Annotated in this window: 13 protein-coding genes; 5 read left to right on the top strand and 8 right to left on the bottom strand. The window is 68.7% G+C overall.

The window, feature by feature from the left end; translation table 11 throughout:
- Positions 1-7: 7 nt before the first annotated feature.
- From BLO63_RS04050 to BLO63_RS04020, 7 genes are all read right to left on the bottom strand, one after another.
- Complete coding sequence (locus tag BLO63_RS04050) at positions 8-2,224, bottom strand: xanthine dehydrogenase family protein molybdopterin-binding subunit (RefSeq protein ID WP_091436904.1); 2,217 nt, start codon at positions 2,222-2,224, stop codon at positions 8-10.
- A 3-nt stretch (positions 2,225-2,227) separates the two neighbouring features.
- Positions 2,228-2,680: a (2Fe-2S)-binding protein gene (locus tag BLO63_RS04045; RefSeq protein WP_091436903.1), complete on the bottom strand. Its 453-nt coding sequence runs from the start codon at positions 2,678-2,680 to the stop codon at positions 2,228-2,230.
- 274 nt (positions 2,681-2,954) lie between these two features.
- Entirely contained in the window at positions 2,955-3,473 is a 519-nt protein-coding gene (locus tag BLO63_RS04040) for a nuclear transport factor 2 family protein (protein WP_091436901.1), read from the bottom strand.
- A gap of 300 nt (positions 3,474-3,773) precedes the next feature.
- Positions 3,774-4,739, bottom strand: coding sequence for an SDR family oxidoreductase (locus BLO63_RS04035; RefSeq protein ID WP_091436900.1), 966 nt, complete (start codon positions 4,737-4,739; stop codon positions 3,774-3,776).
- Between the two features lie 178 nt (positions 4,740-4,917).
- Positions 4,918-5,748, bottom strand: coding sequence for a DUF2306 domain-containing protein (locus tag BLO63_RS04030; protein WP_091436898.1), 831 nt, complete (start codon positions 5,746-5,748; stop codon positions 4,918-4,920).
- A gap of 73 nt (positions 5,749-5,821) precedes the next feature.
- A complete protein-coding gene (locus tag BLO63_RS04025; RefSeq protein ID WP_091436896.1) occupies positions 5,822-6,289 on the bottom strand; it encodes a DUF2147 domain-containing protein in 468 nt (155 codons plus the stop codon).
- A 405-nt stretch (positions 6,290-6,694) separates the two neighbouring features.
- On the bottom strand, positions 6,695-7,654 hold the full coding sequence (locus BLO63_RS04020) for an AraC family transcriptional regulator (protein ID WP_091436894.1): 960 nt from the start codon (positions 7,652-7,654) through the stop codon (positions 6,695-6,697).
- 165 nt (positions 7,655-7,819) lie between these two features.
- On the opposite strand from BLO63_RS04020, the gene BLO63_RS04015 reads away from it, so the two are divergent.
- Together BLO63_RS04015 and BLO63_RS04010 are read left to right on the top strand one after the other, a co-directional pair.
- On the top strand, positions 7,820-9,136 hold the full coding sequence (locus BLO63_RS04015) for an MFS transporter (protein ID WP_205409246.1): 1,317 nt from the start codon (positions 7,820-7,822) through the stop codon (positions 9,134-9,136).
- A gap of 183 nt (positions 9,137-9,319) precedes the next feature.
- Complete coding sequence (locus BLO63_RS04010; RefSeq protein ID WP_091436892.1) at positions 9,320-9,934, top strand: class I SAM-dependent methyltransferase; 615 nt, start codon at positions 9,320-9,322, stop codon at positions 9,932-9,934.
- Positions 9,935-9,950: 16 nt separating this feature from the next.
- On the opposite strand, the gene BLO63_RS04005 is transcribed toward BLO63_RS04010, so the two are convergent.
- Positions 9,951-10,199: a hypothetical protein gene (locus tag BLO63_RS04005; protein WP_018390826.1), complete on the bottom strand. Its 249-nt coding sequence runs from the start codon at positions 10,197-10,199 to the stop codon at positions 9,951-9,953.
- A 203-nt stretch (positions 10,200-10,402) separates the two neighbouring features.
- On the opposite strand from BLO63_RS04005, the gene BLO63_RS04000 reads away from it, so the two are divergent.
- The 3 genes from BLO63_RS04000 (at position 10,403) to BLO63_RS03990 (ending at position 13,948) form a co-directional block, all read left to right on the top strand.
- Positions 10,403-12,298, top strand: coding sequence for a proline racemase family protein (locus tag BLO63_RS04000; protein ID WP_091436890.1), 1,896 nt, complete (start codon positions 10,403-10,405; stop codon positions 12,296-12,298).
- Positions 12,299-12,340: 42 nt separating this feature from the next.
- Positions 12,341-13,216 (top strand): transporter substrate-binding domain-containing protein, encoded by an 876-nt coding sequence (locus BLO63_RS03995; protein WP_091436889.1) that lies wholly within the window; start codon positions 12,341-12,343, stop codon positions 13,214-13,216.
- An 84-nt stretch (positions 13,217-13,300) separates the two neighbouring features.
- Positions 13,301-13,948, top strand: a complete 648-nt coding sequence (locus tag BLO63_RS03990) for an amino acid ABC transporter permease (protein ID WP_091436886.1) — start codon at positions 13,301-13,303, stop codon at positions 13,946-13,948.
- Positions 13,949-13,961 lie beyond the last annotated feature (13 nt).

Here is a 13,961-nt window from a genome sequence, read left to right as displayed (position 1 = left end):
CACATCGTCAGCCGGCGAGCGCCGCCTTCACCCGATCCGGCAGGAAGGGGTAATGGCGCAGGCGCACCCCGCCGGTGAGGCGGGCCACGGCATTGGCGATGGCCGGGCCGATGGGCGGCAGACCGATCTCGCCAATGCCGGCCGGCTTGTTCTCCGGCGTCGGCGTCACCTCGACATGAATGCGCGGCATCTCCGACAGGCGCAGGATGCGGTAGCTGTCGAAATTGCTCTCCTGCACCTCGCCAGCGACGATGTTGATCTGCTCATACAGCGCATGGCTCACGCCGAAGACGATGGCGCCCGTGATCTGCGCCTCGATATTGCGCGGCTGCACCGCGACGCCGGGATCGACCGCGCACCAGACCTCGTGCAGGCGGATCTCGCCGCTGTCGCGATCGAGCGAGACCTCGGCCACTTCGGCGCAATGCCCGCCAAAGGCGTCGGTATAGGCGAGCCCCAGCGCCCGGCCCTCGCGCGGGCGCGGCCAGTCCGCCATCTGCGCGACCGCCTCGATCACCTTGCGCGCCCGTGGCTGGTCGCTCAGCAGCTGCAGTCGCAGCGCGACCGGATCGACGCCGCTGGCAGCCGCCACCTCATCGATCATGCACTCGACGCCAAAAACGTTCTGGCCGTAGCCGACGGCGCGCCAGAAACCGACATCGCGCCCGCTGTCCTGCCGGAGGAATTCCACCAGATGGGCAGGGACGCGATAGTTGAAGATCGTGCCGTCGGTGACGACGGTGTCGAGCCCGCCATCGCTCTTGAACATCTCCGGCAGGGTGCGGGCGAAGATGGAATCGGCAACGACGCGGTGGCGCCAGCCGGTGATGGCGCTGGCGCGATCGAGTCCGACCTCGACATGCTGGGCGGCGAGCGGCCGATATTTGCCGTGCCGCACATCGTCCTCGCGGCTCCAGATCATCTTGACCGGACGGCCCTCGACTTCCTTGGCGAGCAACACAGCGTCAGTGATGAAATCGGCCTCGGCCTTGCGGCCGAAGGCGCCGCCGATGAGGGTCGTGTGCACCGTCACCTTGTCCGGGGTCGTGCCTGCCGCATCGGCGGCGAAGCCCTGCGTCCCCGTCGGTCCCTGCGTCGGCGCCCACACCTCGACCCGGTCGCCGATCACCCGCGCCGTCGCGTTCATCGGCTCCATCGGCGCGTGATAGACAAGGTCAGTGAGATAATCGGCGACGACCACCCGCGCCGAACCGGCAATGGCGGCGGGGGCGTCACCCTCGGTGCGCGCCGGCACGCCATGCTGGGTAAGATCGCGGCCGATGTCGCGATAGGCCTGCGCCAGCGCCGCGCTGTCATAGCCGCGCGCCCGGGAGTCCGTGCTCCAGGTGACGACCAGCGCCTCCTTGGCGCGCCGCACCGCATCGGTGCTCTCGCCGATGATGCCGACGCCATAGGAGAGCGGCACGATGCGGGTGAGGCCCTTCACCGCCCTCGCCGCCGCATCGTCGATGCGTTCCGGCCGCTCGCCCGGCACGGGTGGGCGCAGCACCGCGCCATGCAGCATGTCGGGCAGATCGATATCGATGCCGAACTGTGCGGTGCCGTTGACCTTGGCGGGCACGTCGACGCGGTCGACCTCGCGGCGGCCGATATAGCGCCATTGGTCGGCCGGCTTCAGGTCGGCCTCGCTCGCCTGCGGCAGCGGATCGGGAAGCACACCGAGAGCGGCGATCTCGCCATAGGAGAGCGTGCGCCCGCTGCCGGCATGCACGACACGGCCGGGCTCGGTGGCGAGTTCGCCCACCGGCACGTTGAGATGCGTGGCAGCGACGGCGAGGAGAACCTTGCGCGTATGTGCGCCGGCAAGGCGCAGCAGCTGGTAATAGCCGCGCACCGTCTCGCTGCCGCCGGTCAGCTGGATGCCGTAGAACCCGGGATTGCCGTAGGTTTCGGCGTCGGAGGGCGCCTGCACGACGCGTACCTTGTCCCAGTCCGCATCCATGTCCTCGGCGATCAGCAGGGGCAGGGCGGTCTTCACCCCCTGTCCCATTTCGGCGGCGGGCGAGACGAGGGTGACGCTGCCATCCGGGGCGATCGTCACCCAGGCATTGAGCGCGAGGCCTTCGGCGGCAACGGTCTCGGTGTCGGCGTGGGCGATGGGCACGAGGCCGCCAAAGGCTACGGCGATGCCGGCCCCGCCGAGCGTGACCAGAAAGCTGCGCCGGGACAGGGCGGTGGTGTGGGGCTGGAGCGTGGTCGTCATGCTTCAGCCCTCCTGCGCCGCGCGCTCGATAGCGCGGACGATGCGGTCATAGGTGCCGCAGCGGCACAGATTGCCGTCCATATGCGCGACGATCTCCTCGCGGCTGGGGCGCGGCATGCTGGCGAGCAGCCCGGCCGCCTGCATGATCTGGCCGGACTGGCAGTAGCCGCATTGCGGGACCTGCTCGGCGATCCACGCCTTCTGCAGCGGATGGCTGGACTCAGGGGAGAGCCCCTCGATCGTTGTCACCTGCCGCCCGGTCACGTCCTGCAGCTGGGTCTGGCAGGCGCGCGTGGGTTCACCGTCGACATGCACCGTGCAGGCGCCGCACAGGGCGACGCCGCAGCCATATTTGGTGCCGGTGAGCTTGAGCTGGTCACGGATGACCCACAGAAGCGGCGTGTCGGGTTCGGCGGCGACCTGGACGGCGCGCCCATTGATGGTGAAGGCGGTCATGACGGCATCTCCCTCTCCCGGCAAAAGCTTCTCAAAAGGATGATGCCTGCCGCACCCGCTCATGGGAGCGCGGGCAGCGTGACCACAGTCGTTCCGGCGATGGAGGCTGCGACGGACTGTGTACGGCTTCGATCCGGCAGGTAACGCCGGCGTGAGGCATCATCGATAATTACGATAGGGTCCACGCCGACGGCTGCCTATGCTGCAACGTCCGTCATTCCTGCGCGATCGTGCGGAGGTTCTTCTGCACTGGACGCTGGAAACACTACCGGCGTCACTCCGGGCGCGGGGCGGGAATGCGCCGCAGCACGTCGTCATAGGGAACCAGGTCGAGAAACGCCGTCACCTCGACCGCCTGCCCGTCCCGCATGCGCAGGATCCAGGCATAGGAGTTGGCATAGGGCTGGCCGTCCTGCGCGGTGCCGACGCCCTCCCAGTTGACGATCACATGGTCGCCATCGGCCCAGACCGTCTTGCTGACCGGCCGGATCGGGCTGGACAGGCGGGAGACAAACGGGCGGACGGCCCGTTCGACGAAGCGCTCGCGGCCCTCGAAACGGCCGGCGCTCGGCCCGGAACCCTCGATTGTCCAGATGACTTCCGGGGACAGGAGGTCGGTGAAGAAGGTCGTGCCGCCTGCCTGCCAGCGCTCGAACGCCTCGGTGACGATCTGCCGGTTGCGGGCCTCGGCCGCCGGCTCGGACGAGGCGAAGGCAGCAGGGGTGACGGCGCCGGCGACGAGGGCAAGGGCCAGCAGGGCGGCAGGGAGAGGGGAGGTGCGAGAGGATGTCATCGCTCAGTTCCTTCGAAGAAAGGGAGATGGGGCTGGCGCCGGGCTTTCTGCCCGCACGCGGCACGGCGCGTCGCTCGCGGCACGGGTGAGTAAACGCGGTGAATTGTGCGCGCGAACGATCTTCCAGCCGGCGGGATGCGCGGGGCGGAGCGAGCGGCCGGGCGCTGCTGAAGCACCCTGTTTCCCGGGCATCGCCAAGACCCGGCGCCATCTGCCCAGACGATAAGTCCATACGGCAGCAGCGACAATTCAGGGATTCATCACCAGCCTGTCAAAGACAGCTAACCAATGCCGTGCGCATCAGCGCGTGCGGTCCATTCCCCCTCGATGAAAGGCTGGCTGCGCGGCCTGGTCGAAGCTCACCTTGGCGAGCGCCTCCGACACCTCCCAAAGCCGCGCCGCCACGGCCCGGTCCAGCGCCTGCGGCGGCGCTGGCTCCTCGACAGGGTGTCCGCGTGTCCCCGACAGCCGGTCCGGCCCATAATGGGCGCCGTCGCGCGCGTTCGGATCGGTGGCGGCGAAGAGGGTGGGTAGCGCCCCCTGCGCCGCAGGCTGGAACATCAGCCGAAAGACGCGGCGCAGAAAATAGATGGTCGGGGTGGGACCGCCCGGCGTGTTGTACAGGAGATCGGTGCGGGAAAGGCCGGGATGCGCCGCCAGACTCTGCACGCCCCATCCCGCCGCCCTGCTGCGCCGGCTGAGCTCGAAGGCGAACAGCAGGCAGGCCAGCTTCGACTGGGCGTAGACGGGAAAGGCGCGATAGCTGCGCTCGGCCTGCAGGTCGTCGAAAGCGATCGCCCCCCGGCGCGCCGCGATGCTGCCCACGGTCACGACGCGGGGATCGCGCCCCTTCCTTAGCAGCGGCATCAGCTGCGCGGTGAGCGCGAAATGGCTGAGATAATTGGTGCCGAACTGCAGCTCGAAGCCATCGCGAGTCTCGCGCCGCTGCGGCGGGGTCATCACGCCGGCATTGTTGATCAAGAGGTCGAGGCCGTCCTGCTCGCCCGCGAGCCGGGCGGCGAAGCTGGCGACCGAGGCGAGGCTGGCGAGGTCGACCTCGCCGAACCGCACCTGCGCGCCCGGAACCGCCTGCCGGATCGCCGCCACGGCGGCCGCGCCCTTTGCCGGGTTGCGCCCGGCGATCACTACGCTGGCGCCGGCGCGAGCGAGGGCCAGCGCGTCCTCATAGCCGAGGCCGCCCGTGCCGGTGATCAGGGCCGAACGGCCCTGCTGCGCGGGAATGTCCCGCGTCGTCCATCGTGTCATTGTCGTTCCCAAGCTGTTCGGAAAAGCCCGGTGAGCGGCCGTGTCTGACCGGGTTCACCTAGGCCCGAGAGTGACGGCCGCGCTGGAAATCGCCATGCCGGAACGCGCAGAAAACATGCCTATTCCTCCAATCCGGCAGGGGGCGGGAAGGGCGGCTCAAACCGGCGTCCGGACGGTCTCAGGCGAGCGCGTCGAGGATTCGTGGCGCCCAGGCGCGGGCGGTGAAGGTGGCCGTCATCACCTCGATCAGCACGGTCGCGAGCAGCAGCAGCGCGATGGCTGCCCCATTGGCCAGCGCGCTCCGTGGGGCCGTGCCCATGCGGAGGACAATCTCGGCAACGGCAAGGTTGGGCAGGTAGAAGAAGAACACCATGACCGCGTCGAACCAGCCGGAGAAATCCGCCCCACGGCCGAGGCTGCCGAACAGCAGGAACCAGAGGCCGTATTCCATCCGGTACAGCCACGAGCCGATGGTCAGCGCGAACAGGCGGATCGCCCAGGCCCGGTGCTGCGCCAGGCGCCGGGCGCGGGCATGGGCGTAGGTGAGGGCGGCGCACAGTACCATCAGCGCGCCATAGAGGCCGAAGCCGACATCCATCAGCGGCCCGCCGATCGTGCCGCTGGCGAGGATGAAGCCGAGTCCGCCCAGCCCCGCCGCGCCGGCCGAGACGACATAGATACGGCCGAGCCAGCGGTGGAGGGCGGGCGCGGCCCGCCGCACCGGGCCGATCAGCTGGATCGGCCCCAGCAGCAGCAGCAGCACGCCGCCGGTGAGGAAATGCGCTCCGATGGCAAGGGTCGCCAGCGGCGTGCCGGCGTCGTAGAGCCCCGGCAGCGCCCGGTTCCAGCGCTCGCCCATGCCGGCGGCGAGCGCGCCACCGAAGAAGACGACGATGTAGGTGGCGAAGATCGCGCCGCTGATCCAGCTCACCGCGATCAGCGCGCCGGCGCTCCAGCGCCGCGCCGTGCCGAGACGGTCGGGCGACAGGTTCTGATTGGCTCGAGTCATGGGCGCTGCCGCTTGCAAAGAGGGCCGGGGAGAGGCGAGACCGTGGCCTTGGCGAAGGGTCTCGGGCCGGGCGTCACGGCACGCGGCGGAAGACGATGGTCTGGCCGAGCAGCGGCGCGCCCATATAGGCCCGCACCTGCATTTTCTCACCCACCAGCTCGGCCTGCACCGACATGGTGCGCCCGGTGAGGCCGCTGTAGAAAGTGCCGTCTTCCCAGCGGCGGTCGCGCGCATCCCAGGCGAGATTGGTGACGAAGACGATGCCCTCCAGCGAACGCTCGCGCAGCGCCGGATCGGGGTTCAGCGTGTCCTTCTTGAAGGTGGTGCCGTCGGCCTCCATCAGCTGCCGGCCATAGAGCATGCGGGCGGCATAGCTGCCGCCGGCATCGAACATTTCCAGCTTGATGGCGCCGTTCTCGGCCTCCCAGACACCGACGATCTGATCCGGCGAAGCCGCCTGCGCGGCGGCTCCAACCGAGGAGAAAGCGAGCGCGGCCGCCGCGGCGGCAGCCAGAAGGCGTCCCTTGAGGGCGTTGGACATGGCTGTTTCCTTTGGAAAGAGGGGGCGGGCGAGGAAACGTCGACGTGCTGTCGCCTCGCAGGGGGACGGCCGGGCCCGGGGCCGATACGCGGCTGTGCACCCGGGATGCGCGCCGGCGGTCTCCCGTCAGCGCGGGAGCGGCCGGCGCCCGACCATCGAGTCGGGACGTTACCCGCCAATGGGGTCGGGACGAATGCCGGAACGCGCAGAAAATCTGCCTGATCCTCCAATTGGCGCGGAGGGCCAGGGGTGCCGATGTCGAACGCACGGGCGGGATGCCGCGCCCGGTGGGAGAGCCAGGCCGGCTCGCCGATGGGCGGCAGCCCGATCCAAAAAACGCCCCGCCGTCAGGCCGGGCGGGCTGACGACGGGGCGCGGTCGGCGCGGGGAAGGCGGGCGGGCTTGTCAGGCGGGCGCGGCGGCCGGGCCCATCGGCGAGACAGGGGAGGTCGGCATGTCGCGGCCGGTGAGCGAGCGATACAGGCGATGCTGGTTCAGCACATCCCGCTTGGGGGCGATGCCGAACATGCGGGAATACTCCCGGCTGAACTGCGAGGCGCTCTCATAGCCGACCTTGTAGGAGGCATCCGCGACGCTGGCGGCATTCGCCACCATCAGTCGCCGCGCCTCCAGCAGGCGCAGCTGCTTCTGGTATTGCAGCGGCGTCATCGAGGTCAGCGCCTTGAAATGCTGGTGGAAGGAGGAAGGGCTCATCCCCGCCGCCTCGGCCAGCTGCTCCACCCGCATGGGCTGGGCGATGTTTTCCCGCAGCAGATGGATGGCCTTGGCCACACGCTCGGTGTTCGAGGCGGGCAGCGACAGCTTGCAGATCTCCGCCCCATGCGGACCGCTCAGCAGCCAGTAGCAGATGTCGTGCATGACCGTTGGGTACAGGATGGGAACGGCCTTCGGGTTGTCGGCCATCCGCACCAGACGCTGGATGCACTCGGCGAAAGGTCCGTCGATCTGCGCCACGAAGGCGCAGGGGCCGCCGCTGGCGGGGGCGTGCGGAAGCGATTCCAGCCGCTCGACCATGTCGCGAACGACCGCGACGTCGAGATCGACGGTGAGGCCGACAAAGGGCTCGGTCTCGCTGGCCTTGACGATCCGGCCCGTGCCCGGGAGCGCGATGCTCACGACCAGGCATTCCATCACGCCATAGTCCAGCGTCTCGGTGCCGAAGAGGATCTGCTTGGCCCCTTGCAGCACGATGCAGAGCGAGGGCTGATAGATCTTCCGGTGGGGCATCACTTCCTGGAAGGAACGGATGATGTTGACCCCCGGCATGGGCGTGGGGAACAGGCCCTGCCCGCCGCCCCTGCGGTCGATATACGCCGTGACGGCCTCAAGAAGAGCTGACGGCACACACGCCTCCGGTTCGTTGCGCGACCTGCCCGGTCCGCCCCTTTGCCCCGAACGGGCAGGGGGGCCTGCAGGAATAGGCAAGTTTATTGAGATTTCGGGCATTCTGATCATGGGGCACTCCTTTTAGCTTATTGCTGCGAACATAAGCTGAGGAGCCTGCCTAGGATGACGGAAAGTGCCGTGAGATCAATAGATGGATTAAAGGATATCCCTTGTCCATCCGCCGAATCCGGTAGCGAATACGTGAGCGGGTGGCAGGTCTATGCTACATTTTTGACACTTTTCCTCGTGAGCGCGATCTCACAGGCCGATCGCATCCTGCCCTTCATTATGGCGGAGGCGATCAAGACGGAGCTTTCCCTGAGTGACACGCAGGTAGGCCTGCTCACCGGCATTCCCTTCGCCATCTGCTACACCCTGCTGTCCCTGCCGCTGGGCCGGGCCGCCGATCGCGGCTCGCCGCGCTTCGTTCTTGTGGCCTGCATCCTCGCCTGGAGCGCGATGACGGCACTGGGCGGCGTGGCAGCGAGTTTCCTCATCCTGGCCCTCACCCGCTTCGGCGTCGCCTCCGGCGAGGCCGGCGCCTTCCCGGCCGGCCATGCCATCATCGCCCGCACGATCAGGCCGGAGCGGCGCGGGCTCGCGATCGGGCTTTTCGCCATGGGCCTGCCGCTCGGCGCCATGGTGGGTTTCGCCGCCGGCGGCGCCATCGCCGACCAGCTGGGCTGGCGCGCGGTGCTGATCGGGGCGGGCGCGATTGGCGGGGTGATCGCCCTGCTGGTGCTGCTGGTCATCGGCCCGACCCCGCCGCTGCGCCAGAGCACAGCGACCGGCGACTCGTTCCTGCGCTCCAGTGCGCGGCGGCTGGCGGCCCCCGCCTTCCGCTGGCTGTTCGTCGGCGCAATCGCGGTCGGCTTCGCCTCGGCGCCGTTCTACGCCTTCGCCGGGCCGTTCCTGATCCGCATTCACGGCTTCACCGCCGGCCAGGCGGGGCTCGCCTTCGGGCTGCTGCAGGGGCTGATGGGCATTGTCGGCGCCGTGACCGGCGGGCGCATGTTCGACCGCGCGGTGCAGTCCGGCACAGGCCGGGTGCTGGGCCCGCCGGCCTATCTGTTCCTGATCGCCAGCGTGACCACCACCGCCGCGCTGTTCGCGCCGATCGGCTGGCTTTCCGTCGCCCTGCTGGTGCCGGGGATGCTGTCCTTCGCCTTCATGCTGCCCTTCGCCTTCGGCGCCGCCCATCTGGTCGCCGGCAAGGGCCGGGAGGCGCAGGCGACCAGCATCGTCATGGTCGGCTCCGGCCTGATGGGGCCGGCGCTGGGTCCGCTGATCGTCGGCCTCGTCAGCGATGCCGCCAGCGCGGCGCAGATTCCCGATGGCCTTGCGTTCGGCCTGCTCATCGTCCCGCTGGCGAGCGTGGCCACCGCACTGGCCATGCTGGTCGCCAACCGGCGCATCGCTGCCACTTTCGCGCGCCGCTGAACGACGCAATCCGAGCCGATTTCGGGTCCGTGCCTTCGGCGCGGGCGATGAACCCGCGCGCCCGCACCGATAGCCCGTTGCGCTGCCGGAACTGGCGGCGAAGCCCCCCTCGCGACGCGGCACCCTCGACGGCGCCGCCTGCCACAGAACCAGGTTTGGAACACTGCAATGCACCCACAGCGCATGGCCGAGACGCTCGGCTTCTTCCAGGCATGGCTGCGCAGCCCACTGCGCGTTGCCGCCATCGCCCCCTCGGGCCGCGCGCTCGCCCGGCTGATCACCTGCGAGATCACGCGCGAGACCGGGCCGGTGATCGAGCTCGGGCCGGGCACCGGGGCGTTCACCCGGGCGCTGATCGCGCGCGGGGTGCCGCCGGAGGACCTCGCCTTGATCGAGTTCGGCTCGGAATTCGCCGTCGCGCTGCAGGCCCGCTACCCCGCCGCCCGCACGTTGTGGATGGATGCCGCGCGGCTCGACACCGTCGAACTGTTCGACGGCGCGCCGGCCGGCGCCGTGGTCAGCGGCCTGCCGCTGCTGTCCATCGCCCCGCGCAAGGTGAGGGCGATCCTGATGGGCGCCTTCGACAAGATGCGGCCGGACGGCGCCTTCTACCAGTTCACCTACGGTCCCCGCTGCCCGGTGCCGTCGCACCTTCTGGGCTCGCTCGGGCTGGAAGCCGAACGTCTCGGTGGAACGCTGGCCAATCTGCCGCCCGCCGCCGTCTACCGCCTGCGCCGCGTTTCGCAGGCGGCGCCGCCGGCCTCCGCACCGGCACTTGCGCCGGCGCTTGCCCCCTGAGACGCGCGAGTGACCTCTAGCTGGGATCCAGCACCCCGTCCGGCACCTGGCCGAAGCGGGCGATGAGAACAGGTGGATCGGCGTCGCCGCTCTCGGGCTCGACATCGGTCGAGAAGGCGATGGCGCCGATCTGCACCAGGCTCATTCGCTCGGCGATGCGTTCGGCATCGGCGGCGTTGCGGACCTCCATCGGGATGCCGGCCTTGATCGCCCCGCGCTTGCCGGCCACGAAGGGCTGGACGACATAAAAGGTCTTCTTCGTCATGCGCGACTCCCGAGTTGCCGCACTCTGGCGCCAAGGCGCCGAACAAATCAAGAACAATCGAGCGACGTCAGCGGCTTCGGAGGCCCCGTTGGGCTCACCAACCCAGCGGGGTCCACGATCCATAGGACCCGATTGACTCGTTCAATAAATCCACATACCGTCTGCACATGTTCGCTATTTCTATAGATGGTATGTAGATCGAGATGTCCAAGACGGCCGCCACCCGCTTCCCCTTTTCGATTGGTCACGTGGCCAAGGTCACGGGTGTCGCCGTCTCGACCATCCGCTCCTGGGAGAACCAGGGGCTTCTCACATCCACCAAGTCTTCCGGCGGCCACCGTTCCTATGGCGAGGCGGATATCGAGCGCATCCGCCGCATCGACCGCATGCGCCGGGTCGAGGGGCAGAGCCTGTCGGGCATCCGCCGCTTCCTCGAAAGCGAGGAAGAGGCGAGCGCGGCCCCCGAGAGCGAGACGGCGCCGGTTGCCGCCTTCAATCATCTCGGCGCGCGCGTCCGCAGCCTGCGGCAGGAGGCCGGCATGTCGCTGCGCGAGCTTTCGGAGCGCACGGACATCGCCTCCTCGCATCTGAGCATGTTCGAGCGCGGCGTGGCCTTCCTCTCGCCCGCTCGGCTCAATGCCATCGCCGAAGTGTTCGGCCGCACGCTGGCGGAACTGCTGGGCGGCACCAAGGGGCGCGACTTTCCGGTGGTGCGGCACGGGCAGGGGCGCATCGTCGGGTCCTTCGGGCCCGGCGTCACCATCGAGCAGCTCACCGTTTCGCAGCGCCTGATGGACGCTGAGGTCTGGACCATCGACCCCGAACGCGAGAGCGACGGCTTCTACGCGCATGAGGGCGAGGAGCTGATCTATGTGCTCGAAGGCTCGCTGGAGCTGGCTCTGGCCGACCGCGATGCCGAGGTGCTGAACCCCGGCGACGGCGCCTATTTCAACAGCCGCATCGCCCATCGCTGGCGCAACACCGGCAACGTGCCGGCCAAGGTGCTGTGGATCAACACCGACAGCGACCGCCTGTCGACCATGAGTTTCGAGAAGACCGACCGGCGGCTCGGGCTGGGCGCCGGCCTCGGCGGCGGCATCGGCGAGGGGGCGCTGAGCCTGGAGCTGCCGCAGGGCGCGCGCACCTACCGCGTCATCGAAACCCACACCGAGGGCCATCCCACCCATATTCTCATCGAGCCGCTGCAAGGCCTCGACGCCGACAGCGTCGCCGGTAAGTCCCGCCAGTTCGCCGAGCGCTATGACAGTTTGCGGCCGATGCTGCTGCATGAGCCGCGCGGGCATTCCGGCGCCTTCGGCCTCGTGCCGGTGGCGTCCAGCGCCGCCGATTTCGGCGCTTTCTTCATCTCGTCCTATGGCTATCCCGGCCTGTGCGGCCACGCGATCATGGGCTACACGGCGGCGCTGCGCGCGCTTGGCCGTCTGTCGCGTCACCCGCGCTTCACAATCGAGGTGCCGGACGGCATCCTCACCGTGCATGTCGGGGTCGAGGGCGACGCGGACGCCATCGCGCTGGAAATGCCGCCCGCCATCGTCGCGGAAACCGGCCGGCATGCCCGCGTCGGCGGGCACGACCTCGACGTCGCCATCGCCATGTGCGGCGACTGCTACGCGCTGGTCGATGCCGACGCGGCCGGGCTGAGGCTGGACGTCAGCGGCATCGATCATCTGCTCGCCGTCGGCGACGCGCTGCGCCGCCATCTCAATGAGGCGCTGCCGCGCCGGCGCGGCGCGCAGCCGGCGGTCGATGCGGTGCTGTTCCATGGCGCGGGCGAGGGCGGCGCCGTGCGTCAGTTCCTCGCGATTGATCGCCAGAAATTCGACCGCTCTCCCGGCGTGGCGGGCCTCGCCTGCCTGCTGGCGCTGCGTGGTGCCCAGGGCGCGGCGGCGCCAGGCGCGCGGCTGGAAGCCGTCAGCCTGTTCGGGGGGCACCTCGCGGGCGAACTCATCACGACGACCCATGGTGCCGGTGGCGCCGTCGCGGTCACGACCCGGATCACGGGACGCGCGCATCTCAAGGCCGTGGCGACGCTCATCCAGGAAGTGGGCGATCCCCTCGGCAGCGGCTTCCTGCGATAGGCCTCCGCCTCAAGACCAAACCAGAGACACAGGGAACCGACGATGATCACCGCCTCGTCCATCCGGCCGTCCCCGGCCGCCGGCTCGCTTTTCCGCTCTTTCGTCCTGATGTTCGTGGGCGCCGTCGTGCTGGCGCTCTCGACCTTCCAGTCCGCCTATGCCGCCGATCCCAACCTCGTGCTCGACCGCATCCGCAAGAGCGGCGAGCTGCGCGTGCCGGTCATGATCGGCGAGGAGCCCGGCTATATCCGCGACCGCAACACCGGCGAATGGAGCGGCTTCTACGTCGAATGGGCCAACGACATCGCCACGCTGCTGAACGTCAAGGTCGTGCCGGTCGAGACCACCTGGGGCAACCTCGCCGCCGACTTCCAGGCCAACAAGATCGACATCGCCTTCGGCCTCAACCCGAACCCGAAGCGCGGCCTCGTGGTGGATTATCTCAGCGTGCCGCTGTTCACCGATGCCTGGGCCATCGTCACCAAGCCGGGCTTCGCCAAGAAGACCTGGGCCGAGCTGAACGATCCGTCGGTGCGTATCGTGGTGCAGAAGGGCGGCACGATGCAGGTCGTCGCCGAGGCGCTGACCCCCAAGGCCAACATCATCGTGGTGGAAGACCGCCCGCTCGGCATCATGGAGCTGCAGGCCAACCGCGCCGACGCGATGATCCTCGCCGTGTTCGACGCCATCGACGTCTCCAAGGCGATCAGCGGCCAGATCATTCTGCCGAGCCCGATGCTGCTCAACCCGGCGACCATCGGCATGCGCCGCGAGGAAGGCAATGAGGGCTACGAGAACTGGCTCACCAACTGGGTGAACCAGCAGCGCGCCCTCGGTCTCGCCCAGGGCAAGCTGCGCAAGGCCTTCGAGGCGCGCGGCATCGACCTCTCCGTGCTGCCGGCCGAATTCAACTTCTGACGTCGTCCCCCTCGTCGACGTCACCTACGGTGCCGGCGCCCGCCGCCGGCACCGGCCTTTCCCTCCCCGCAAGGTCGCTGCGCCGTGTTCGACTGGTCCGTCATCACCCAAAACGCCCATCTGTTCGCCTGGGGACTGGTCGTCACCCTCGAATACACGGTGATCACCTGCGTTCTCGGCCTGATCATCGGGCTGATGATCGCGCTGGTGCAGCTGTCGCCGATCAAGGCGCTGCGCGTCGTCGGGCGGCTGTTCGTCGAGTTCTTCCGCAACGTGCCGCTGCTGGTCTGGCTGCTGTGGAGCTATTACGCGCTGCCGATCTTCGCCGGCATCAACATCAGCAAGCAGGCGGCCGGCATTCTCGCCCTCAGCCTCTATGGCGGCGCCTACTATGCCGAAATCCTGCGCGCCGGCATCCAGTCGCTCGACCATGGACAGGCCGATGCCGCCAAAGCGCTTGGCATGCGCTCCTGGCAGGCGATGCGCCGCATCATCCTGCCGCAGGCCTTCCGCCAGATGATCCCGCCGCTGGCGGGGCAGACCATCATCCAGATGAAGAACACCACGCTGCTCTCGGTGCTGACGGTGCCGGACCTGCTCTACCAGGCGAGCTACGTGTCGTCGTTCACCTACCGGCCGATGGAAGTCTACACGGTGGTCGGCATCATCTTCCTCGTCATCCTCATTCCCTCCAACTATCTCGCGCGCCGGCTCGAGATGAACTCCCAGTGAGAGGGCGCGAACC

Origin of the sequence: Ancylobacter rudongensis (genome assembly GCF_900100155.1) — a bacterium.
Classification (GTDB): Bacteria; Pseudomonadota; Alphaproteobacteria; order Rhizobiales; family Xanthobacteraceae; genus Ancylobacter; species Ancylobacter rudongensis.
Note: the sequence above shows the minus strand (reverse complement) of the source record. Positions and strands in the feature narration are given on the sequence as shown.

What these genes read in the sequence shown, in the direction of transcription:
- BLO63_RS04045 (WP_091436903.1), bottom strand. Translation starts at nt 2,680, where the DNA reads ATGACCGCCTTCACCATCAATGGGCGCGCCGTCCAGGTCGCCGCCGAA.
- BLO63_RS04030 (WP_091436898.1), bottom strand. Translation starts at nt 5,748, where the DNA reads ATGACTCGAGCCAATCAGAACCTGTCGCCCGACCGTCTCGGCACGGCG.
- BLO63_RS04035 (WP_091436900.1), bottom strand. Translation starts at nt 4,739, where the DNA reads ATGACACGATGGACGACGCGGGACATTCCCGCGCAGCAGGGCCGTTCG.
- BLO63_RS04005 (WP_018390826.1), bottom strand. Translation starts at nt 10,199, where the DNA reads ATGACGAAGAAGACCTTTTATGTCGTCCAGCCCTTCGTGGCCGGCAAG.
- BLO63_RS04040 (WP_091436901.1), bottom strand. Translation starts at nt 3,473, where the DNA reads ATGACATCCTCTCGCACCTCCCCTCTCCCTGCCGCCCTGCTGGCCCTT.
- BLO63_RS04010 (WP_091436892.1), top strand. Translation starts at nt 9,320, where the DNA reads ATGGCCGAGACGCTCGGCTTCTTCCAGGCATGGCTGCGCAGCCCACTG.
- BLO63_RS04000 (WP_091436890.1), top strand. Translation starts at nt 10,403, where the DNA reads ATGTCCAAGACGGCCGCCACCCGCTTCCCCTTTTCGATTGGTCACGTG.
- BLO63_RS04025 (WP_091436896.1), bottom strand. Translation starts at nt 6,289, where the DNA reads ATGTCCAACGCCCTCAAGGGACGCCTTCTGGCTGCCGCCGCGGCGGCC.
- BLO63_RS04015 (WP_205409246.1), top strand. Translation starts at nt 7,820, where the DNA reads ATGACGGAAAGTGCCGTGAGATCAATAGATGGATTAAAGGATATCCCT.
- BLO63_RS04050 (WP_091436904.1), bottom strand. Translation starts at nt 2,224, where the DNA reads ATGACGACCACGCTCCAGCCCCACACCACCGCCCTGTCCCGGCGCAGC.
- BLO63_RS03995 (WP_091436889.1), top strand. Translation starts at nt 12,341, where the DNA reads ATGATCACCGCCTCGTCCATCCGGCCGTCCCCGGCCGCCGGCTCGCTT.